Raw genomic sequence first — 19,470 nt, forward strand, 5'->3', positions numbered from 1 at the left:
CGCGGTCTGTTCAGCGGTGACGGGCGCGCTTGGAACAGCGCGCCTGATGCACCATCCCGAGCAGCGCCAGGCACAGCCCCGCCCCGCCAGTGGAAATCACCAGCACCTGGTAGTCAGGCATGAAGCACATGGCACTCAGGCAGGTCACGATAAACACGATCACCGCCCAGGTCAGCCACGGGAACAGCCACATCTTCAGCGGAATGTCCTTGCCGCTCGCTTCCAGCTTGCGGCGCATCTTCAGTTGCGAACAGGCGATGACCAAGTAAACCAGCAGCGCGATGGTGCCGGTCATGTTCATCAGCGTATCCAACACATCCCGCGGGCGCAGTTCGTCACTGAAGTTGATCAGCGCCATCACCACCGCCACCAGGCAGGAGCCAATGATCGCGTACATCGGCACACCGGTGCCGGCTTTGGTCAGCTTGAAGAACGCCGGCGCATCGCCACGGCTGGCCAGCGAGAACAGCATCCGCGAAGCGGTGTAATGCGCCGAGATCAGGCAACTGCTGACCGAGGTGAGCACGACGAAGTTCATCAGCCACTCGGCGCCCGGAACGCCCAGCAGCTCCAGGGTGCGACGGTAGGAGCCGTAGCCGGATTGACCGAGCATCGGGTCGTTCCACGGCACGAGGCAGACGATCAGGAAAATCGAACCGACATAGAACATGCCGACACGCCACACCACCGACTTGGTGGTCTTGATGATCTGCTGGGAAGGGTTCTTCGATTCCGACGCGGCGATGGTGGCGATTTCCGCGCCGAGGAAGGCGAACATCACTCCGAGCATCGCGCCCACGACCGGCTCGAAGCCGTTGGGGACGAAACCATGGGCGGTCAGATTGCTGATGCCGCTGACCTCGCCGATGGTCCAGATGTTCAGCACGGCCAGGCAACACACCACCAGGAAGCACACGATAGCAACCACCTTGATCAGCGCGAACCAGAACTCGAACTCACCGTAGTTCTTCACGTTGAAGAAGTTGATGCTGATCAGCAGCAAGGTGGTCGCCAGCACGAATACGTTGACACTGACCGACGGGAACCAGCCGTTGAGAATCTTGCCGGCGACATAGGCTTCCCAGGCCATGAGCGCGACCCAATAACCCCAGTACAACCAACCGATGGTGAAGCCCGCCCAGCGCCCAATCGCGCGATCGGCGTAGGTGGAAAAGGAACCGGTGTCCGGCGAGGCCGTGGCCATTTCGCCGAGCATCCGCATGATCAACATCATGAGAATGCCACCCGTGAGGAAAGCCAGAACGGCAGCCGGACCTGCACTGTGAATCACACTCCCGGAGCCAACGAACAATGAGCCGCCGATCACACCGGCAATGGACATCATGGTCAGATGCCGGGACTTCAGTCCCGCCTTCAGATGGCTTTCATGCTGCGACTTGTCGACAGCTACACTCGCGTCCATCTACGTTTACCTTTTTGTTTTTGTAGTTAAGGGCGTGCGAGGCCGGCAGATCTGCAAGCGCCAGCCCCGCACGAGCATCACCGGCTCAGCGAGGCGCCAGGGCCACGGAGACGAACTTGGTGTCCAGGTATTCCTGAATCCCCCAGACCCCGCCTTCACGCCCCAACCCACTCATCTTCACGCCGCCAAACGGCGCTTGCGCGGTCGAAGGTGCACCGTCGTTGATGCCGACGATGCCGTAGTCCAGGCGTTCGGAAACGCGGTGGGCGGTATCCAGGTCGCGGGTCCACAGATAGGCCGCCAGGCCATACGGCGTATCGTTCGCTGCGGCCACCACCTCATCGGTGGTGTCGAACTCGAGAATCGGAGCCACTGGCCCGAAGGTCTCTTCTTCAAGAATGCGCATGCCTGGCGCCACGTCGCACAGCAAGGTCGGCTGGAAATACAGGCCGCCCAGCGCCTGGCCGCCGACCACCACACGGGCTCCACGCCCCACGGCATCCTCGACGTGCTCGCGGACTTTGTTCAGCCCCTGCTCATCGACCAGCGGACCGATCTGGGTGCCCTCATCGGCGGGATCACCGACCCGCAGTGCCGAGATCCGCGTCGCCAGCGCATCGATCAAACGAGCGCTGATCGACCGGTGCACATAGATGCGGTTGGTGCACACGCAGGTCTGCCCGGCGTTGCGGAACTTGCAGGCCATGATTTCTTCCGCCGCCCGCTCGATATCGGCGTCGGCGAACACGATGAAGGGCGCATGCCCGCCCAGTTCCAGCGATACCCGTTTCATGGTTTCCGCCGACTGGCGATACAGCAGCACGCCGACCTCGGTACTGCCGGTGAAGGTCAGCTTGCGGATGCGCCGGTCCTGGAAGAACACGCCGGAAATCTCGGCCGGCTTATTGGAGGTGATGACCTGGAAGGTGCCTTCCGGACCACCAACCTCGCGCCAGTACTGCTCCAGCAGCAGCGCGGTGAGCGGCGATTGCTCCGCAGGCTTGACGATCACCGTGCAACCGGCGGCCAGTGCAGGCGCGACCTTGCGGGTAATCATCGCCGCGGGGAAGTTCCACGGCGTTACCGCGTAAACCGGGCCAACCGGCTGACGGGTTGCATACAGGCGCTTGTTCTCGTGCTGGCTGGCGAAGGTCTCGCCATACAGTCGCTTGGCTTCCTCGGCGTACCACTCGGCGAAACCGGCGGCGTACATCACCTCCCCCACCGCTTCCTTGAGGGGTTTGCCCATCTCACTGGAAATCGCCTGGGCAATTTCATTGGCCCCCGAAACGATCCGGTCGAACCACTTGCGCAGCAACTGACTGCGGTGGAACGCGCTGGTGTGCTTCCAGGTGTCGAACGCTGCGACCGAGGCATCGGCCAGTGTTTTCGCATCGGCGGCGCTGCAATCCGGCACGCTGGCGCAGGCCTGTTGGGTCGCCGGGTTGATTACCGGGTAGGACTGGTTATCGGCGCTGCCGGCGGGGAGCGAAGCCAGCGTCCACGCCTTTACATCATCTGCAGTGGTAGTCACTGAAGGTACTCCATCAAAAAACTTGAAAAGGACAGATTGAGCGCGGGATCAGGCGTTAACAGCGACCAGAGCCCGCTCGAACATGACCAGCGCTTCGGCGACATCCTGCTCGGAGATCACCAGCGGGCAGAGGAAGCGCACGACGTTGCGGTACACGCCGCACTTGATCACCAGCAAGCCCTCCTCCCGCGCCGCATCGATAACCCGCTGCGCCAGCGCGGCATTCGGCTCTTTGCTGTCGCGATCGGTGACGAACTCGACCGCCGCCATCGCGCCGATTGCGCGGACATGGCCGATGCTGCTGAAGCGACCTTCCAGTGCCTTGAAGCCGGTCATCAGCCGCTCGCCGATCGCGCGGCTGCGCTCCACCAGGTTTTCCGATTGGAAGATGCTGATGACTTCCAGTGCCGCCGCGCAGCCGAGCGGGTTGCCGCCATAGGTGCCGCCCAAACCACCAGGCAGCGGCGCGTCCATGATTTCGGCGCGGCCGACCACGCCGGAGATCGGCAGCCCGCCCGCCAGGCTCTTGGCGACGGTGATCAGGTCAGGCTGGATGCCCGAGTGCTGGAAGCCGAACAGCTTGCCGGTGCGACCGAAGCCAGTCTGGATCTCATCGCAGATCAGCACGATGCCCAGCTCCTCGGTCTTCTTGCGCAGGGCTTGCATGAACTCGACAGGCGCGGCGAGGAAGCCGCCATCGCCCTGCACCGGCTCGATGATGATCGCGGCGACGCGGTCAGCGGCAATCTGGGTATCGAATACTTCCTGCAAGGCCGCCAGGGCTTTTTCAGTGGTCACGCCGCGGTACTCGTTCGGGTACGGGGTGTGATAGATGTCCGGCGCCAGCGGGCCGAAATTCTGCCGGTATGGCTGGCTCATGCCCGTGAGGGTCATGCCCATCAGCGTGCGGCCGTGGAAGCCGCCGCGGAAGGCGATCACGCCGGGACGGTTGGTGTGGGCACGGGCGATCTTGATGGCGTTTTCCACCGCTTCGGCACCCGTGGTCAGGAACACCGACTTGTAGTGTTCTTCACCGCCCACCAGCTTGTTCAGTTGGGCAGCCAACTCGATGTATTGGTCATAGGCGGCCACCTGGAAGCAGATATGGGAGAACGTCTCCAGTTGCTTGCGCACGGCTTCGACAACCCGCGGATGGTTGTGGCCGACGTTGAGCACACCGATGCCGCCGACGAAGTCCAGGTACTTCTTGCCCTGGTCGTCCCAGAGGTAGGCGCCGGCGGCGCGGCTTACGGTGATCGGGTGGGCAACGGCAATGCCATTGGAGACATGCTGTGCACGGGCGGAGACTGGCGGTTTTTGTTGAGAGGACATGGTGTTCACCTTTGTGTGTCAGTGAGCACATGCTATTCACCGCTCCCCGACGCAGATACGTACTCGGCGTAGGAGGATAAGCCGGGTGATTCGCACCCAAAACAGGAACGACAAACGCGGGCGGGAGACGCGAAAAAGCCCGCCGGTTATCACCAGGCGGGCCTTCTGGGTGCCACGTTTCTCAAGGGCGGAACGCTTCAGAATTCCTCGGATACCAACCTGTGCATCTGTGCCGCGACTTGCAGCTTGAAACGATCTTCCGGGTTATCCAGGGAAATCCCGAGAAGGCTTTCGATACGCTCGACCCGGTAACGCAAGGTGCTGATATGAATATCCAGCGCCTTCGCGGTATTGAGTAGCTGAAAGCCCTCGCGCGCCAGACACAACGCCGTATCGGTGAGCGAGTTGCCACGCTTGGGGTGTTCCAGCGGCACAATCATCCGCTCCAGCAACAGCCGCCGGGCATCGGCGTCGCCCATCAGGGCCCGGGGGAAAAGCACCTCATCGAAGTCATGGAGTTTCCCCGGCCGCAACAACGGAAGCAGCGCCGCAACATCCTCGGAGCCCAGCGCCATTCCATCCACGCCGCGATGAACCCGACTCACCGCCAGCGCACTGCCTTCGGTGCGAATGGTTTTCCAGACCGACTCGGGGGCTACTTCGGCAGGCAGCAGAAAGCTGATCTGGTTCAGGGACACCGAAATCAGCGGCGCGACGCTGAAGGTCTGCATCGCCGAGGCGATCCGGTCAGCCAGTTTCGCGCGGCGATTGAAACCCTCGATGGACAGTGGAATGGGCTCGTTGACCAGCACCAGACAGACCCGGTAGCTGCGGCTCTCGCTCCAGCCGGACGCCCGGGCGCGCTCGATGGCGCTGGGCGTCGCGGAAAACTTGCCTTCCAGCAGACCGGCGACAAAGGCATGGCCAAGGCGGGTTTCCTGATCGGACAACTGCCGCTGGTAAGCCAGGTGCAAGGCGGCGATGACCACCGAATGCTCCAGGGCCCGGGTGTCGAGTTCGCCGAATTGATCGGTTTCACCCTCCAGCCACACCACGGCGGCAATCTCGCCGCGAAGCTTGATCGCGCCGCCCAGTCGTGAAGCACCCAGCCGTGCACCGCCCGGCAAGACCACCGGGGCGTTGTCCTTGAACAACTCGGCAAGACTGTTGTGCGCGGTAAGGTCGCGAATCACTTCACGCTCGTATTCCTCACGGGCCTGCGGGTCTGAACTGCCGAGCAGCGTGCCATCGATGGAAACCACCGTGGCCGCCTTGTCCAGAGCAGCATGCAGCGCCCTGGCGAGACCTTCGAGGTTGTTCATCTCCAGCGCAGCTTCGGTCAGCGTGCGATGGATCAGGTCCGAGCGGCGGATGGTTTCCGCCTGGATATTGATGATGCGGGCCAGCACGTCGTGCATGATCTCGCTGAACTGGATCTCCCAGGGCAGTTCCAGCAACGGCAGGTTGCAACGGTTGGCCTCGTCGATGGCGGCCTGGGTGAAGTGCTCGCGAAAGTGCGGAACCGCCAGCACCACGCCGGCCAGGCCGATCTCGCTGAGGCGGCGCACCATGTCGCGGGAGTCTTCATCCGCCTCTGGCCAGTTGTAACCGGTGGTCAGCAGCAGCTCACCGGGCTTGAGCCAGTTGGTGATTTCCGGGTGGTCGACGATATGGACCCAGGTGATTTCCCGGTCCATCGCCCCTGCCCCGGCAACCACCGTGGCTTCGCGCAGCACCGTATGTTCAATCGCGACGTCGAGCTTCATTGTCCAGCTTTCCTGAAGGTGTATCGAAAGCGCAGCAGAAGGCGGCCTGTCGTGGAGCGACCATAGCAGCCATCTGCCCTGTCATGAAACGCTAGGAGAGGACCTTGGCCAGATATTCGGCCAAATGCATCGCTTCGCGGCCACTGACATTGCGAATCTGTCCCCGGCAACTGAATCCGTCGGCGACCACCGGGGTTTCCTCGGGGATGCGGTCGAGATGCGGCTTGAACTCCTGTTCGCCAATCACCTTGGCAATCGGGGCCGTTTTGGAATGATAGGCGTAGGCGCCCGCGACACCGCAGCAGCCCGCCTGAATCACTTGCCCCTTGCCGCCGAGCTTCTCCAGCACCCCTTGTTCGGCACCCATTCCGCCGCAGGATTTCTGATGGCAGTGCCCGTGGATCCGCACGTCCGCGTCGATCGCCGGCAACTCCAGGGCGCGACTGCGGATGAACTCGCTGAGGGTCATGATCGACTTTTCCAGCTTCTTCGCCCGCACATCGTCCGGGAACAGCCCCGGCATTTCGTCCCGGAACACCGACAGGCAGCTCGGTTCAAGCACGAGCACCGGCATGTTTTCCTCTAGCACCGGCTCCAACTGGTCGAGAATCTGCGCGAGATTGGCCTTCGCCTGATCGATCATGCCCACGTCGTAATAAGGGCGGCCGCAGCAAACATGGCGCTTCATCAGCTTCACGCTGAAGCCAAGCCGCTCCAGTACCTGCACGCCGGCTTCCAGCACGCTGGGGGTGAAACCGTTATTGAAGCTGTCCACCCACAGCAGTACGTCGGTGCCACGGCTACTACCGTCGCTCTTCAGAATGCGCTGTGCCGTCGCGCCGGAGCGGAAGCTTTGCGGCGCGATCTTCGGGAATTTCGCGTCCCTGGCAAGCCCGAACCAGGCGCCCGCCGTGCGCACCAGCGGATTGCCCATGGCGTAGTTCAGCACTGGGGACAGTTTGGTGGCATGGGGCAGCCACGCGCCGATACGGCCGATCATGGCATCCATGACCGGGCGGCGTTTGTCGGCGTAGTAACGGTTGAGGAACTCGGTCTTGTAGCGGGCGATGTTCACATGGGTCGGGCAATCCGTCTTGCAGCCCTTGCAGCTCAGGCACAGATCGAGGGAGTCCTTCACCTCCTCGCTCTGCCAGCCGTCCTCGATCACCTCGCCCTTGAGCAATTCGAAGAACAACCGGGCGCGGCCTCGGGTGGAGTACTTCTCTTCGCGGGTCGCGCGGAAACTCGGGCACATGGTGCCACCGTCCAGCGAGCGGCATTTGCCCATGCCAATGCAACGCTCCGACTCGCGGGCCAGTCCCTTGTTCCCCAGGCGCGCATCGTAGGTGAACTGGCTTTCGACCTCGCGGCGGCTGTAGTCAGGGCCCATGCGCAGGTTGGCATCCACCGGCATGGCATGAATGAGCTTGCCCGGGTTCATCCGGTTGAGCGGATCCCACAGGGCCTTGAATTCAGCGAAGGCCTGCATGATGGCCGGGGGATACATGATGTGCAGATATTCCCCCTTTGCCTGACCATCACCATGTTCGCCGGACAGCGATCCGCCGTAACGCACCACCAGCCGCGCCGCCTCGTCAAGGAAGGCGCGCCAGTCCCGTACCCCGCTGTCGGATTTCAGATCGAAAGTAATCCGCGAATGAATGCAGCCGTCGCCGAAGTGGCCGTACAGGTTGGTCTTGTAACCGTACCGCCCGACCAGCGCCCTGAATTCCCGCAGGTATTTGCCCAGATGTTCCGGCTCGACGGCCGCGTCTTCCCAGCCGACCACCGGGTCCGGCGTGTTTGGGTCCAGCCCCAGGGACGTCGCGGAGGCTCCGGTTTCGCGAATGGTCCAGATCCGGTTCATCAGCCCCTTGTCCGTCACCAGGCGAGCACTGGGCTGGCCGGGCAATAGCGGCGCGATGTCCACCGCCCGACGGGCAAGCGCGGTGGCCTCTTCACTCGACAAGGCGCCGAACTCGATCATCAGCCAGGCGTTGCCGGCGGGCAGCTCGGCGATATCGGCGAGCTTCATGCCGCGTTCTTTCAGGCCGCCGATGATGCCGTCATCCAGCCCTTCCATCGCGATTGGGCTCAGTGGCAGCAATTGCGGGACCGAATCGGCGGCTTCGTAGATTTCCGCGTAACCGAGTACCACCAGGACACGGTGCGTCGGGTTCTTCACCAGCAAGGTTTCAGCCTGCAGGACCGTGACACAGGTCCCCTCCACGCCCACCAGGGCCCGGGCGATATTGAAGCCGTTTTCCGGCAGGAGCTGATCCAGGTTGTAGCCCGAGACGCGGCGCTTGAGTTTCGGGAAGCCTTGGCGAATCTCGTCTTCGTAGTGATCCACCAGGTCCTTGAGCCCCTGGACGATCGCCGCACGTTGGCCGCCTGCCTGGAGATGCTCGCGGAAGATGTCGTCATCCGTGGCACCGACCCAGAAGCGCTCGCCGTCATAGGTCAGCACCTCCAGGCGCTCGATATTCTCGACGGTCTTGCCGGCCATCACCGAGTGCGCGCCGCAGGAGTTGTTGCCGATCATGCCGCCCAGGGTGCAACGGCTATGGGTCGCGGGGTCGGGGCCGAAGGTCAGGCCGACTTTCGCCGCTTCATCCTTGAGCTGGTCGCAGATAACGCCCGGCTGCACCCGCGCAAGCCGTCGCTCGGCATCGATGAAGGCGATGCCGTGCAGGTACTTCGAAGCGTCGATCACCACGGCCGCATTCACCGCTTGCCCGCACATGGAGGTTCCCGCGCCACGGGGCAGCAACGGCAGACCCGCGTCCTTGCACAGGGCGACCGTGGTGACGATGTCCTCGAGGGTCCGCGGAATCACCACGCCGATGGGCAACTGCCGGTAGTTGGACGCTTCCGACGCGTAGACAGCGCGTGTCGCGGCATCGAAGTGGATTTCCGCCGTCGTTTCCGCCTCCAGCTTCTGGCGCAGGTTGAGCAGGATATTGAGGTCGAGGGGGATGGAGTTGTTCTTGGTCATGGGGCGAAGCCTTCTCGGTCATCAGCACGGTCGCGTCGATAGGCCGGTACTTTAGGGCGCCAGCCCGGCTTCGCTCTACGACTGTCAGCAACGAAGAACCCCTGCTAACTACCTACTTCAAGAAGGTATCGAACGTTTAGGCAAAAACGCCGATGGCGCCCCGAAAGGCGCCATCGACGGGCCTTTCGGCCAAGGGAAAACGTGCGTGGTTTCAGCGACTGGACCAGGCCATGAAGCGCTCCTCCAGTGCCTCGCCATGATCCAGCCAGAAATTCACATCCATTTGCAGGGCGTTCTTCATATTGGCCGGATTGGTCGGCAGGTCTGCCTCCAGGTCCTTGCTGAGCAATGCCGCAGCCGCCGTGTTGGACGGGCCGTAGGCCATTTTCTCGGTGTAGAGCTTTTGCTGCTCGGGACGCATGGAGAAGGCGATGAAGTCGTAGGCGGCATCCAGGTTCGGCGTGCCTTTGGGAATGGCCCAATCATCGAACTGGTACAGATTGCCGGACCAGACCACCTGTAAATTCGCGCCGCTGGTCTTGGCCGCGTGAATGCGACCGTTGTACGCCGAACTCATCACCACATCACCGGCCATCAGGTATTGCGGCGGCTGGGCGCCGGCTTCCCACCACTGGATGCTGGACTTGATCTGGTCCAGCTTGGCAAAGGCCCGGTCGACGCCCGCTGGCGTTGCGAGCAGCTTGTACACCTCGGCGGGCGGAACACCGTCGGCCATCAGCGCGAACTCAAGCGAGCCCCGCGCCGACTTGCGCAGGCTGCGTTTGCCCGGAAACTTCTTGAGGTCCCAGAAATCGCTCCAGCCCTGTGGCGCTTCCTTGAGTTTGTCGGCGTTGTACGCCAGCACGTTCGACCAGACGAAGATCCCTAGCCCGCATTCGCTGCGAGTGCCCTCGACCAGCGGGTCCTTGATGCCGAGGCGGTCATGGTCCAGCTTCTCGAACAAGCCTTCCTCACAACCACGGGCAAGGTCCGTGTCCTCGACATCCAGCACATCCCAGGACGTACTGTTGGTGCTGACCATGGCTTTGAGCTTGGCCATTTCACCGTTCCATTCGCCGGCCACCACCTTCTTGCCGGAGTGACGCTCAAAGGGCTTGTAAAAGGCCCCGACCTGAGCCTCCTTGCTCGCCCCACCGTAGGAAATAACGGTTACCGAATCCGCAGCAAATCCATTGCCCGAGAGGAATCCACCGCAAACGAGAGCCAGCAGAACTTTGCCATTCATAGCAGCACCTGTTTTTTATCAAACGTTTATTGGTTGGGGCAGCGTTCAAGGAATAGGGGAAAACAGTGAGGCAGCCTTGGAGGTTTTGTTGGTTTCGCGTTTATTGGCGCCTGGGGAAATATAATCATGCGCCCGGCGGGCACCGCTACCGGTGAGAACCATGAACAATGGAAGGAAACCTGATACTTGAACTATGAAGTCCCTCCTACGATGAACTTGAGCAGGGCTTCGCGAGCACAGGCCCAGAAGACAATCAGAGCCCCGCAAACATGAGCGCCACCCTTGACCGCAAACACGTCCGTCTGATTCGCCACGCCGAAAGCGCTGCCAACGCCGGCCTCGTCACCACGGATCCAGACACTATCCCGCTGACCGAAAACGGCCGCAAACAGGCCATCGCGCTCGCTGCTTCCCTCGACCATGCGCCGCAACTGATCGTGTACTCGCCCTTCGACCGCGCACGCATGACCGCCCAGCCCATCATCCAGCGATTCCCGGATGTGCCAACCGCAATCTGGCCAGTCGAGGAGTTCACTTACCTCAGCCCGCGCCGCTTCAATGGCAGCACTCAGGCGCAGCGCAAACCTCAGGCCGATGGCTACTGGGCACAAGGCGATGCGGCGTTTCGGGATGGTGAGGATGCGGAGTCTTTCCGCCAGTTGCTGGAACGTGCCCAAACCCTGCTGGATCGGCTGGCCCGGCATGAGGCTGAGGACATTCTGGTGGTCAGTCACGGTCAGTTCATTCGTGCCGTGGCATGGCTGATTCTCTACGCAGATGAGGCAGCAACACCGGCGCGGATGCGCGCGTTTCGCCAGCAGGATGTGGCGGTGCCGTTTGGTAATTGTCAGAGCTATCTGATGGTGTTCGGGCCTGATGGCTGGCGGGTGCTGTACCCGATCAGTGCGGATGGGCTGCCGCAACCCGCCGATCCTTTCTGCAGCGCCCCGTAGAACCTGCGGGGTCCATCGCAATGGCGCCCCGCTCGGCCGTTACTCAGGGCTTGGTTTCAGCGTGATCTTTCGGGGTCACCGGAACGCCGTTGGGGCCGGGGACCACCGGGTCGGTGGCATCACGGGTGGTGGCGTGCGGATCGACCGAACTGCCGCCATGAGCCGCAGCCAGTTCCCGGGCTTTCTGCAGATGGGTTTTCAGGGTCGGCAAGGTCTGCTCGGCATAGGTGCGCAGTTCCGCATCCTTGCCGTCCTTGGCGTAGTTGGTAAACAGTTTGACCGCCGCTTCGTGGGCGTTGACCTGGTTGTTGGCGTAGGCCTGGTCAAACGACTTGGCTCCGCGCAGTTCCAGGATCATCGCCTTGGCCTTGTCGATCAGGTCGGCATCGCTGGAGACTTCGAGTTTCTTGCTCGCTGCCAGTGCCTTGAGTTTGTCGTTGGCCTGGGTGTGGTCCTTGACCATCATCGCCGCGAACGTCTTCACGTCGCTGGCCGTGCCCTTCTCTTCCGCGAGCCTCGCCGCTTCGACTTCCGCGATGCCCTTGGCCGAGGCGTCCTCGACGAAATCATCGGCGTCCTGGGCCGCATGCACGGCGCCGGCCAGGGTGAATGCCAGAGCGAAACCCGCACTACGCAACAGTGTGTTCATCATTGAATCCTCTTGTCAGTTCCAGATCTGCGTATCACTCACTGATCTGAGCAAGCGGCGATTGCAGAGGTTCATCTTTTTTTGCCCGTCCCGGAGCACGGACAGCCCCGGCCCCCCCCAGAGCCCGACAGCACACCAACTGCTATCATGCCCGTCACTGCCCGATCCAACCCCAAGGACGCTGCCGTCAACCATGAAGAAACTGGACAACTACAAGACCATCGCCGACTGCATCGCCACCCTGCTCTTCCCCCATGCCGAAGTCATCGTCCACGACCTGCACAGCCAGACCGTGGTGCACATCGCCAACAACTTCTCCAAGCGCACCTTGGGTGAGGACTCGGCGCTGGACGAGTTGCCCGGCGACTTCGACCAGGTTTCCAGCCTCGGTCCCTATGAAAAGCTCAACTGGAACGGCCAGAAGATCCGCTCCATCACCAGCGTGCTGCGCGATGAGCAGGACCAGCCCGAGGCGCTGCTGTGCATCAACATCAATTTCTCGGTGCTCGATCAGGCCCGCGAGGCGCTGAATGCCTTCTTCCAGGTCAGCCGCCTGATCCCGCAGCCCGAAGCGCTGTTTCGCGATGACTGGCAGGAGCGCATCAACACCTTCCTGCACGCGTGGATGGCCGAGCGGCAACTGTCGCTGAATACCTTGAGCATGAAAGACAAACGCGCCCTCATCGAGGCGCTGTACGCCGAAGGCGCGTTCGAAGGACGCAGTGCCGCCGACTATGTGGCCAACGTGCTGAGCATGGGCCGAGCGACGGTCTACAAGTGGGTCAAGGCGCTGCGCGATGTTCCCGTTGGCGGCCGTGGCCTGGCGCAACCGCAGGCCTGAATCGCCTTTTTGCGTGCTGCCCCATGGACAGCTCGCCGCCCTCCTCGCCGGTCAGGCGTTCGCCGCCGCAATCACGCTGATTTCCACCCGCATGCGCGGATCGCACAGCGTCGCCTGTACTGTCGCCCGTGCCGGTGCGCTGCCCAGCGGCAGCCATTCATCCCAGACGCCATTCATCGCGGCGAAATCCGTGGCGATGTCCCGTAGATAAATCGTCGCCGAGAGAATCCGGGTTTTGTCCGTGCCCGCCTGTGCCAGCAGGCTCTCGATATTGCGCAACGTCTCGCGGGTCTGGCTCGCCGTGTCCCCTTCCAGATCGTTGGCCCGTGCCCTCGTGCTTCCGGCGGGAAGAATCATCTCTTCATGTGGATATATTGTCTACCGTAGATATTTAGGCTATACATGTTTCCCGCCCGCACACCACCCATAACTGGGCGAGCGCGCCTGAACCCTGCTTTTATCAACCTGCAACAACCACAAGAGAGCAACCATGAAGATCAAAGAGTTCGGCGTCGAAATCTGGATGAACGCCTACGAGAACAAGTGCCGCTACAACCTCGCGGAAACCTGCGTGGAGTCCATTACCCTGGGCCAGTTGCTGGCATTTGCGGGCAAGCAGGACAGCATCCTCGATGAACTGCTGCCGATGAAAATGACCTACGGCGCCATCGAAGGCTCCGACCGCCTGCGTGACCTGATCGCCTCGCTGCACGACAGCCAGGAGCGTGAAAACGTGATCGTCACCCACGGCGCCATCGGCGCCAACGCGCTGGTCTACGAGACCCTGGTAGAGCCCGGCGACCACGTGGTGTCGGTAGCGCCGACTTACCAGCAGCATTACTCGATCCCGGAAAGCTACGGCGCCGATGTATCGATCCTGCGTCTGCGCGAAGAAAACGCCTTCTTGCCGGACCTCGAAGAACTGCGCGGCATGGTCAACGCCAAGACCCGCGTCATCGCCCTGAACAACCCGAACAACCCCACCGGCTCGCTGATGGACCGCGCGCTGCTGGAGCAGATCGTCGAAATCGCCCGCTCGGTGGACGCCTGGCTGCTCTGCGACGAGGTCTATCGCGGCACCGACCAACACGGCGACGGCTTTACCGCCTCGGTGGCCGACCTCTACGAGAAAGGCATCAGCACCGCCAGCATGTCCAAGACCTACTCTCTGGCCGGCCTGCGCCTGGGCTGGATCGTCGCCCCGCAAGCGCTGATCCACGCCGTGTCGATCCACCGCGACTACAACACCATCAGCGTCGGCATGCTGGACGACCACTTCGCCGCCATCGCCCTGGAAAACCGTGAGCACATCCTTGCCCGCAGCCGTTCGATCACCCGCGACAACCTGGAAATTCTTGACGCTTGGGTGGCGAATGAACCGCGGGTGTCTTATGTGCGGCCGAAAGCGGGTACTACCGCGCTGCTGAAAATCGACACTGACCTGTCGTCGCGGGATTTCTGCGTGCGTTTGCTGGACGCCAAGGGCGTGATGTTCACTCCGGGCAGCGCGCTGGATATCGAGGGCTATGTGCGTATTGGCTATGCCAATAACGCGCAGGTGCTGAAGGAAGGGTTGGCGTTGGTGTCGGCGTTCCTGCGGGAGATCTGATCAGACCGGGCGCCGCAGGCTTCAGATCGCCTCCATGCTGTGGGAGCTGTGGGAGCGGATTCATCCGCGAAGGGCTGGCGTCCGGTGAATCCACTCCCACCGGTTGGTGAGTAATCAGGCCCTTCAAGGCAACGGATTGCCCCCCGTCACCCCAAACACCTCACCGGTGATATAGCTGGACTCCTGCGACGCCAGCAACACATACAACGGCGCACACTCGGCCGGCTGCCCCGGGCGCTTCATCGGGGTCTGCCCGCCAAAGTTCGGGATTTTCTCGGCGGGCTGGCCGCCACTGGGCTGCAACACAGTCCAGATCGGTCCCGGCGCCACCGCATTGACCCTGATCCCGCGCTCGATCACCTGTTTGGCCAGCGCCTTGGTAAAGGCGACGATCGCCGCTTTGGTGGTGGCGTAGTCGAGCAAGGTCGCCGAGGGCTGATACGACTGGATCGAGGCGGTATTGATGATGGTCGCCCCGGCCGGCATCAGCGGCACCGCCGCCTGACACAGCCAGAACAGCGCATAAACATTGGTCTTCATCGTCGCGTCGAACTGTTCGCTGGTGAGATGGGCCACCTCTTTGCGCGCCATCTGCTTGCCAGCGACGTTCACCAGAATGTCGAGGCCGCCCAGTTGTTCGTGGGCCTTGTCCACCAGGTCCTTGCAGAAGCGCTCGTCCTTCAGGTCTCCCGGCATCGCGATCGCCCGACGGCCTTCGGCTTCGATCAGTTTGATCACTTCACGGGCGTCAGCCTGTTCGATAGGAAGGTAGTTGAGGACGATATCGGCGCCCTCGCGGGCAAAGGCAATCGCCACCGCGCGGCCGATCCCGGAGTCTGCGCCGGTGATCAGCGCCTTGCGGCCGGCCAGTCGGCCGAAGCCCTTGTAGGTGTCTTCGCCGTGATCGGGCTCAGGCTTCATGCGTGAATCCAGGCCCGGTGCTTCCTGGCCCTGAGCCGGAAATGGCGGTTGCGGGTATTGGGTCAGCGGGTTCTGCATGCTGAACTGGTCGTGCTTCTTGGTCGGCATCGGAGACCTCCACAGGATGGTGCGCAACAGCGCGCTACTGTGAGGTTCGAGACGGGGCGGTCCGGGAAGGTTTGCCCGGACCGGCCACGTCACCGACCGGCGGTCAGTCGACCTGGGCCCGCCACTCGCGAATCTGGTCAATGGTCGCCGTCACACCACCGCAGACCACCACCAGCACCCGGTGATACGTCCGCAGCGCTTCGCTCGGTGCGTAAGCCAGCGCCAGCGCGGCGCCGCAGGCCGGTTCCACCAGCACGCGGTGGTCGCGCAGGAAACGCTCGCAGGCGTCCAGGGCTTCGCCGTCGCTGACGACATGACTGATGATCGGCCGCCGCTGAATCAGTTCGAATGCCTGACGGCAGACCTGCTTCGCGCCCAGCGTGGTAGCGATGCTGTCAATGCTGTCCAGCGCCGCCCATGTCTTTTGCGTCATTGCCGCCGCCAGCGACGCCGCGCCCGCAGTCTCCACGGCGAACACCGGCACGTCCTCCCAGCCATTGCGCTCCAGGCCCTCGCAGACGCCGGACAGCAGTCCGCCGCCGCCCACCGACAACACCACCGCATCCGGCTTGAAACCGCTGGCGACCACTTCGTCCACCAGACTCGCATGGCCTGACCAGAGCAGCGGGTCGTCGAACGGATGAATGAACGCGTCGTCCTCGCCCACCAGCGACAGCGCCAGTTCATTGGCCTCATGCCAGACCTTGCCGTGGACGATCACTTCGGCTTCTTCCTGGCGGATCAGTTGTCGGGCACGCTCGGTGGTGCTTTCCGGCACCACCACGGTGACCGGCAGGCCCAGGCAACGGCCCGCGTAAGCGACGGCGATGCCGGCGTTGCCGCCCGAAGACGAAATGAAGCGGCGCTTGCCTTGCTTCGCATGGTGCTCGCAGGCCTGGCCAACGCCGCGCAGTTTGAACGAGCCGGCGGGTTGCAGGGCATCGAGCTTGAGCCAGACCTCATGGCCGCTGGCCAGGCTCAGCGGGCGGGATTCCAGCAGCGGTGTATTCAGGTGCAGGCTCATGGCCGATTCTCCAGGTAAAGGGTGCCGCGCAGGTAAAGTGCGGCCTGGCCGCTGATGATGATCCGGCCGTTGTCTTGCACGTCGCACTGCAATTCGCCACGTCGGGCGCCGCCCTGACGGGCGCGCAGGCTGCGTTTGCCAAGGCGTTCGGCCCAATACGGCGCCAGCGCGGTGTGCGCCGAGCCGGTCACCGGGTCTTCGTTGACGCCGACCTGCGGGCCGAACCAGCGCGAAACAAAATCGACGTCGGTGCCCGGCGCGGTCACGGCGACGCCGCGCACGTCATAGCGCGCCAGGGCGGCGAAGTCAGGTTGCAACCCTTCCACCACCGCTTGGCTCTCCACCACCACGATGTAGTCGTCGCAGCGATACAGCGCCTCGATTCGGCAACCCAGCGCTTCGGCCAGTCCGGCCGGCGGGGTTTGCGGGTGTGGTTGTTTGAGCGGGAAATCCATGGCCAGCAACGCGCCGTTGCGGCTGACCCGCAGTTCGCCGCTGCGGGTGAAGAAACGCAAGGTCTCGCGGCGTTCGCCCAGTTCGTTGAACAACACCCAGGCCGCCGCCAGCGTGGCGTGGCCGCACAGGTCGACTTCCACGGCCGGAGTGAACCAGCGCAGCCGGTAGCCCTCGCCTTCGGCAACGAAGTAGGCGGTTTCGGACAGGTTGTTCTCCGCGGCGATGCGCTGCAGCGTCTCGTCGTCCAGCCAGGCCGGCAGCGGGCAGACCGCCGCCGGGTTGCCGCCGAACGCGCGGTCGCTGAACGCATCGACCTGATAGAGCGGTAGTTGCATGGAGACTCCTTAACCGTTACGGATTTCTTCGAGGTAGTTGTAGATCGTGTAACGACTGACGCCGAGCGCGGCGGCGGCCTTCTCCACCGCGCCTTTGACGATAAACAGCCCGCCGTCGTGCATCTGCCGCACCGCATCGAGCTTCTGCGCCTTGCCGAAGCGCACGCCCTGGCGGCCGGCGTCCTGCAGCGCGCCGTCGATGATCTGGGTCATCAGTTGTTCGAGGTCCGGCGTGTCGGTAATTGGCGGCGCCGGTTCCACCGCGGTGGCGAGCAGTTGTTCGAGGCAGGCCTGGGCGGCGGCGATGCCGCTCAGGTCGGTGTTCACGCAGAGGCTGGCGTAGGGCTCGCCGGCGGCATCGCGAAACACCACGGTGGCGCTGCGCAACGTGCGGCCATCGCGGCCACGGGTGGGGTAGTTCTCCACCACCACCGGCGCCTGGCTGCCCTTCTCCAGCCCGGCCTGCAAGACCGCGTCGAAACCGCGGTCATCCTGCGGGCCGGCGAGGATCGGGCTGCCGACCTGACGGCCGCTGATATGGCCGTTGACGATGGCGAGCACCGATCGCTCCGGGCACGTGAGATCGTGCAACAGCACTTCGGTGTTGCGGCCCAGCACGCTGCCGAGCATGCGGATCGTGGCCCGCAGCACGTCCAGCACCAGGCGGCGTTCTTCGTGGGTGGCGTGGGTCACGGCGAACTGTCCAGAGAAAGTGGACAGGAAAAATATCAACAGAGCGTTGAAAATTCAACAAAGCTTTTAAGTTGCCCGCCGGAACGTTTCGCCAGCAGGCAACACGCCCTCAGGGCTGCTCGACATCCAGCGCCTCGCCGATGGCATAGAAATGCCCGCCAGCCACGTAGTGCAGGCTGCGCAGCGCGGGATCGGCGGTTTCGAAGGTCCAGTGACCGTCCTGGAACACGCGGTCATCGGCCCAGGCGGCGACGACTTCGGCAATGAACAGGTCGTAGGTGGACTGGTTGTGCGGCTCATCGATAACCCAGCACATCAGCCAGGCCGAACAACCGGCGACCAAGGGCGCCGGGTAACCCTCGACGCGAAACAGCTCGACGCCGGCCTGCGTCAGTTTGTCCGGCGTATCGGCGAGGCTTTGGGTGCCGACCTGATGGGTCAGCTTCAACTGGCCGGCATTCGGCACATGCAGCACCATCCAGCCGCTGCCTTCCACCAGTTGCCGGGTCTTGGCGATCTTGTCGAGGACCACGGTGACCTTCGGCGGGTCGAAGTCCAGGGCGCAGGCCCAGGCGGCCGCCATCACGTTATCGACTCCGTCGTGGGACGCCGATACCAGCACGGTCGGACCGTGGTTGAGCAGGCGGTAGGCTTTTTTCAGGTCGACGGGCTGGAAGTGCGCGGGCATGGGGTAGGACCTCGGAATGCGGAATCGAGGCAGTCTACAACACCTGTTGTCGGGGCGAGCTTGTCGCGATCGCGAGCAAGCTCGCTCCTACAGGAGGGAGGGTTATTTGGTTTTGAGGTTTAGATAGGACTGGTGCAAATCCGCCGCCCAGCCATCGATCACCGCCTTCACATCGTCCGGCTTGAGTACCTGGCTGGTGTTTTCCAGCGGTTTGCCGGTGCCTTTGCGCACCACCTGGGCCACGACTTTCTGGGTGCCGCCATCGATGAACTGGGCCTCGGTGGCGATATCGGTTTCCTGGTCGCGAATCCCCGAGGCGGTACTCACCGCCGCTGCGACCAGGGCGATCGGAATCACTTCATAGGGCTTGAGCCCTTCGGTCTTGCTGCTGACGGCGGTAATCGCCGGACGCACCACGATCACACCCGGCCCCGGCGCGCTGGCCAGTGGCAGGGATTTGCCCAGTTCGCGCTTGAGCGCCTGGTCGTAGTAGTTGGTGATGCCGGTCAAGGTGCTCTGCGGGATCTGCGCCGTCGCCTGCGGTTTGGGATAGAGCTGGCTGGGCTCGATGTACACGCTGCGGTAGGTTCCGGCCTGCAGTTGCGGGTCGATCCAGCGCATCACCGGCGCGCCGGAAGGCGAGCGGGCTTCTTTGAGTCGGCTGTAGTCCTTGAGAAAGCCCGAATACTCGGTCGGTTGGGTCAGGCTGCTGGAGCAGCCAGTCAGTAGCAGCGACGCCAGGCAAAGCGAACCCATCATGGATGCGGCTTTCATTGCATGCTCCTGGGTGGCCTCACGGTACTTCGACCGCGCCACCGCGACAGTCTTGAAAGGGACCCGCCGGGCACGGCCGGCGGGTTGGTCAGGCAGGGTTAGGTATAGCCCAGCTTTTCC

Annotated in this window: 17 protein-coding genes; 3 read left to right on the top strand and 14 right to left on the bottom strand. The window is 62.9% G+C overall.

All coding sequences use genetic code 11. The features are described 5' to 3' along the window. Positions 1-10: 10 nt before the first annotated feature. The 6 genes from NTD88_RS07175 to NTD88_RS07200 all read right to left on the bottom strand — a co-directional run bounded on the left by NTD88_RS07175 (position 11) and on the right by NTD88_RS07200 (position 10,299). Positions 11-1,423, bottom strand: a complete 1,413-nt coding sequence (locus tag NTD88_RS07175; protein ID WP_262156264.1) for an amino acid permease — start codon at positions 1,421-1,423, stop codon at positions 11-13. 85 nt (positions 1,424-1,508) lie between these two features. After that, positions 1,509-2,957 (bottom strand): NAD-dependent succinate-semialdehyde dehydrogenase, encoded by a 1,449-nt coding sequence (locus tag NTD88_RS07180; protein WP_262156265.1) that lies wholly within the window; start codon positions 2,955-2,957, stop codon positions 1,509-1,511. Between the two features lie 48 nt (positions 2,958-3,005). Further along, positions 3,006-4,289 (bottom strand): 4-aminobutyrate--2-oxoglutarate transaminase, encoded by a 1,284-nt coding sequence (gene gabT / locus NTD88_RS07185; RefSeq protein WP_262156266.1) that lies wholly within the window; start codon positions 4,287-4,289, stop codon positions 3,006-3,008. Between the two features lie 197 nt (positions 4,290-4,486). Next, the gene (locus tag NTD88_RS07190) at positions 4,487-6,055 is read right to left on the bottom strand and encodes a PucR family transcriptional regulator (protein WP_262156267.1); all 1,569 of its coding nucleotides are present in this window, start codon (positions 6,053-6,055) and stop codon (positions 4,487-4,489) included. Positions 6,056-6,146: 91 nt separating this feature from the next. Further along, entirely contained in the window at positions 6,147-9,053 is a 2,907-nt protein-coding gene (locus NTD88_RS07195) for an FAD-binding and (Fe-S)-binding domain-containing protein (RefSeq protein WP_262156268.1), read from the bottom strand. Between the two features lie 211 nt (positions 9,054-9,264). Further along, positions 9,265-10,299, bottom strand: a complete 1,035-nt coding sequence (locus tag NTD88_RS07200) for an ABC transporter substrate-binding protein (RefSeq protein ID WP_262156269.1) — start codon at positions 10,297-10,299, stop codon at positions 9,265-9,267. A 269-nt stretch (positions 10,300-10,568) separates the two neighbouring features. On the opposite strand from NTD88_RS07200, the gene NTD88_RS07205 reads away from it, so the two are divergent. Continuing rightward, positions 10,569-11,252 (top strand): histidine phosphatase family protein, encoded by a 684-nt coding sequence (locus NTD88_RS07205; RefSeq protein WP_262156270.1) that lies wholly within the window; start codon positions 10,569-10,571, stop codon positions 11,250-11,252. Positions 11,253-11,295: 43 nt separating this feature from the next. Here NTD88_RS07205 and NTD88_RS07210 read toward each other — a convergent pair whose 3' ends face one another. After that, the gene (locus NTD88_RS07210; RefSeq protein WP_110970664.1) at positions 11,296-11,901 is read right to left on the bottom strand and encodes a DUF4142 domain-containing protein; all 606 of its coding nucleotides are present in this window, start codon (positions 11,899-11,901) and stop codon (positions 11,296-11,298) included. Between the two features lie 193 nt (positions 11,902-12,094). On the opposite strand from NTD88_RS07210, the gene NTD88_RS07215 reads away from it, so the two are divergent. Further along, positions 12,095-12,742, top strand: a complete 648-nt coding sequence (locus tag NTD88_RS07215; RefSeq protein WP_262130415.1) for a transcriptional regulator — start codon at positions 12,095-12,097, stop codon at positions 12,740-12,742. A 51-nt stretch (positions 12,743-12,793) separates the two neighbouring features. Here the strand turns inward: NTD88_RS07215 and NTD88_RS07220 are convergent, their stop codons facing one another. Further along, entirely contained in the window at positions 12,794-13,099 is a 306-nt protein-coding gene (locus NTD88_RS07220) for a RidA family protein (RefSeq protein ID WP_262156271.1), read from the bottom strand. Between the two features lie 133 nt (positions 13,100-13,232). Between NTD88_RS07220 and NTD88_RS07225 the strand changes: the two genes are divergently transcribed. Beyond that, on the top strand, positions 13,233-14,351 hold the full coding sequence (locus NTD88_RS07225) for an aminotransferase (protein WP_262156272.1): 1,119 nt from the start codon (positions 13,233-13,235) through the stop codon (positions 14,349-14,351). Positions 14,352-14,474: 123 nt separating this feature from the next. Here NTD88_RS07225 and NTD88_RS07230 read toward each other — a convergent pair whose 3' ends face one another. The 6 genes from NTD88_RS07230 to NTD88_RS07255 all read right to left on the bottom strand — a co-directional run bounded on the left by NTD88_RS07230 (position 14,475) and on the right by NTD88_RS07255 (position 19,350). Then, a complete protein-coding gene (locus NTD88_RS07230; protein ID WP_262156273.1) occupies positions 14,475-15,380 on the bottom strand; it encodes an SDR family oxidoreductase in 906 nt (301 codons plus the stop codon). A 103-nt stretch (positions 15,381-15,483) separates the two neighbouring features. Continuing rightward, on the bottom strand, positions 15,484-16,404 hold the full coding sequence (locus NTD88_RS07235; protein ID WP_262156274.1) for a pyridoxal-phosphate dependent enzyme: 921 nt from the start codon (positions 16,402-16,404) through the stop codon (positions 15,484-15,486). Next, positions 16,401-17,195 carry a PhzF family phenazine biosynthesis protein gene (locus NTD88_RS07240; protein ID WP_262156275.1) on the bottom strand — a complete coding sequence of 265 codons (795 nt, stop codon included), beginning with the start codon at positions 17,193-17,195 and terminating at the stop codon, positions 16,401-16,403. The genes NTD88_RS07235 and NTD88_RS07240 overlap by 4 nt, the downstream gene beginning before the upstream one ends. A 9-nt stretch (positions 17,196-17,204) precedes the next feature. Then, the gene (locus NTD88_RS07245; protein WP_262130409.1) at positions 17,205-17,888 is read right to left on the bottom strand and encodes a transcriptional regulator; all 684 of its coding nucleotides are present in this window, start codon (positions 17,886-17,888) and stop codon (positions 17,205-17,207) included. A 109-nt stretch (positions 17,889-17,997) separates the two neighbouring features. Then, entirely contained in the window at positions 17,998-18,576 is a 579-nt protein-coding gene (locus tag NTD88_RS07250) for a flavin reductase family protein (RefSeq protein WP_262156276.1), read from the bottom strand. A 102-nt stretch (positions 18,577-18,678) separates the two neighbouring features. Continuing rightward, on the bottom strand, positions 18,679-19,350 hold the full coding sequence (locus NTD88_RS07255) for a DUF3313 domain-containing protein (RefSeq protein ID WP_095158511.1): 672 nt from the start codon (positions 19,348-19,350) through the stop codon (positions 18,679-18,681). Positions 19,351-19,470 lie beyond the last annotated feature (120 nt).

This window comes from Pseudomonas sp. 20P_3.2_Bac5, assembly GCF_025466035.1.
Lineage (GTDB): Bacteria > Pseudomonadota > Gammaproteobacteria > Pseudomonadales > Pseudomonadaceae > Aquipseudomonas.

Coding starts and splice junctions, on each gene's coding strand:
- NTD88_RS07175 (WP_262156264.1), bottom strand. CDS start 1,423: ATGGACGCGAGTGTAGCTGTCGACAAGTCGCAGCATGAAAGCCATCTG.
- gabT (WP_262156266.1), bottom strand. CDS start 4,289: ATGTCCTCTCAACAAAAACCGCCAGTCTCCGCCCGTGCACAGCATGTC.
- NTD88_RS07190 (WP_262156267.1), bottom strand. CDS start 6,055: ATGAAGCTCGACGTCGCGATTGAACATACGGTGCTGCGCGAAGCCACG.
- NTD88_RS07195 (WP_262156268.1), bottom strand. CDS start 9,053: ATGACCAAGAACAACTCCATCCCCCTCGACCTCAATATCCTGCTCAAC.
- NTD88_RS07200 (WP_262156269.1), bottom strand. CDS start 10,299: ATGAATGGCAAAGTTCTGCTGGCTCTCGTTTGCGGTGGATTCCTCTCG.
- NTD88_RS07205 (WP_262156270.1), top strand. CDS start 10,569: ATGAGCGCCACCCTTGACCGCAAACACGTCCGTCTGATTCGCCACGCC.
- NTD88_RS07210 (WP_110970664.1), bottom strand. CDS start 11,901: ATGAACACACTGTTGCGTAGTGCGGGTTTCGCTCTGGCATTCACCCTG.
- NTD88_RS07215 (WP_262130415.1), top strand. CDS start 12,095: ATGAAGAAACTGGACAACTACAAGACCATCGCCGACTGCATCGCCACC.
- NTD88_RS07220 (WP_262156271.1), bottom strand. CDS start 13,099: ATGATTCTTCCCGCCGGAAGCACGAGGGCACGGGCCAACGATCTGGAA.
- NTD88_RS07225 (WP_262156272.1), top strand. CDS start 13,233: ATGAAGATCAAAGAGTTCGGCGTCGAAATCTGGATGAACGCCTACGAG.
- NTD88_RS07230 (WP_262156273.1), bottom strand. CDS start 15,380: ATGCCGACCAAGAAGCACGACCAGTTCAGCATGCAGAACCCGCTGACC.
- NTD88_RS07235 (WP_262156274.1), bottom strand. CDS start 16,404: ATGAGCCTGCACCTGAATACACCGCTGCTGGAATCCCGCCCGCTGAGC.
- NTD88_RS07240 (WP_262156275.1), bottom strand. CDS start 17,195: ATGCAACTACCGCTCTATCAGGTCGATGCGTTCAGCGACCGCGCGTTC.
- NTD88_RS07250 (WP_262156276.1), bottom strand. CDS start 18,576: ATGCCCGCGCACTTCCAGCCCGTCGACCTGAAAAAAGCCTACCGCCTG.
- NTD88_RS07255 (WP_095158511.1), bottom strand. CDS start 19,350: ATGAAAGCCGCATCCATGATGGGTTCGCTTTGCCTGGCGTCGCTGCTA.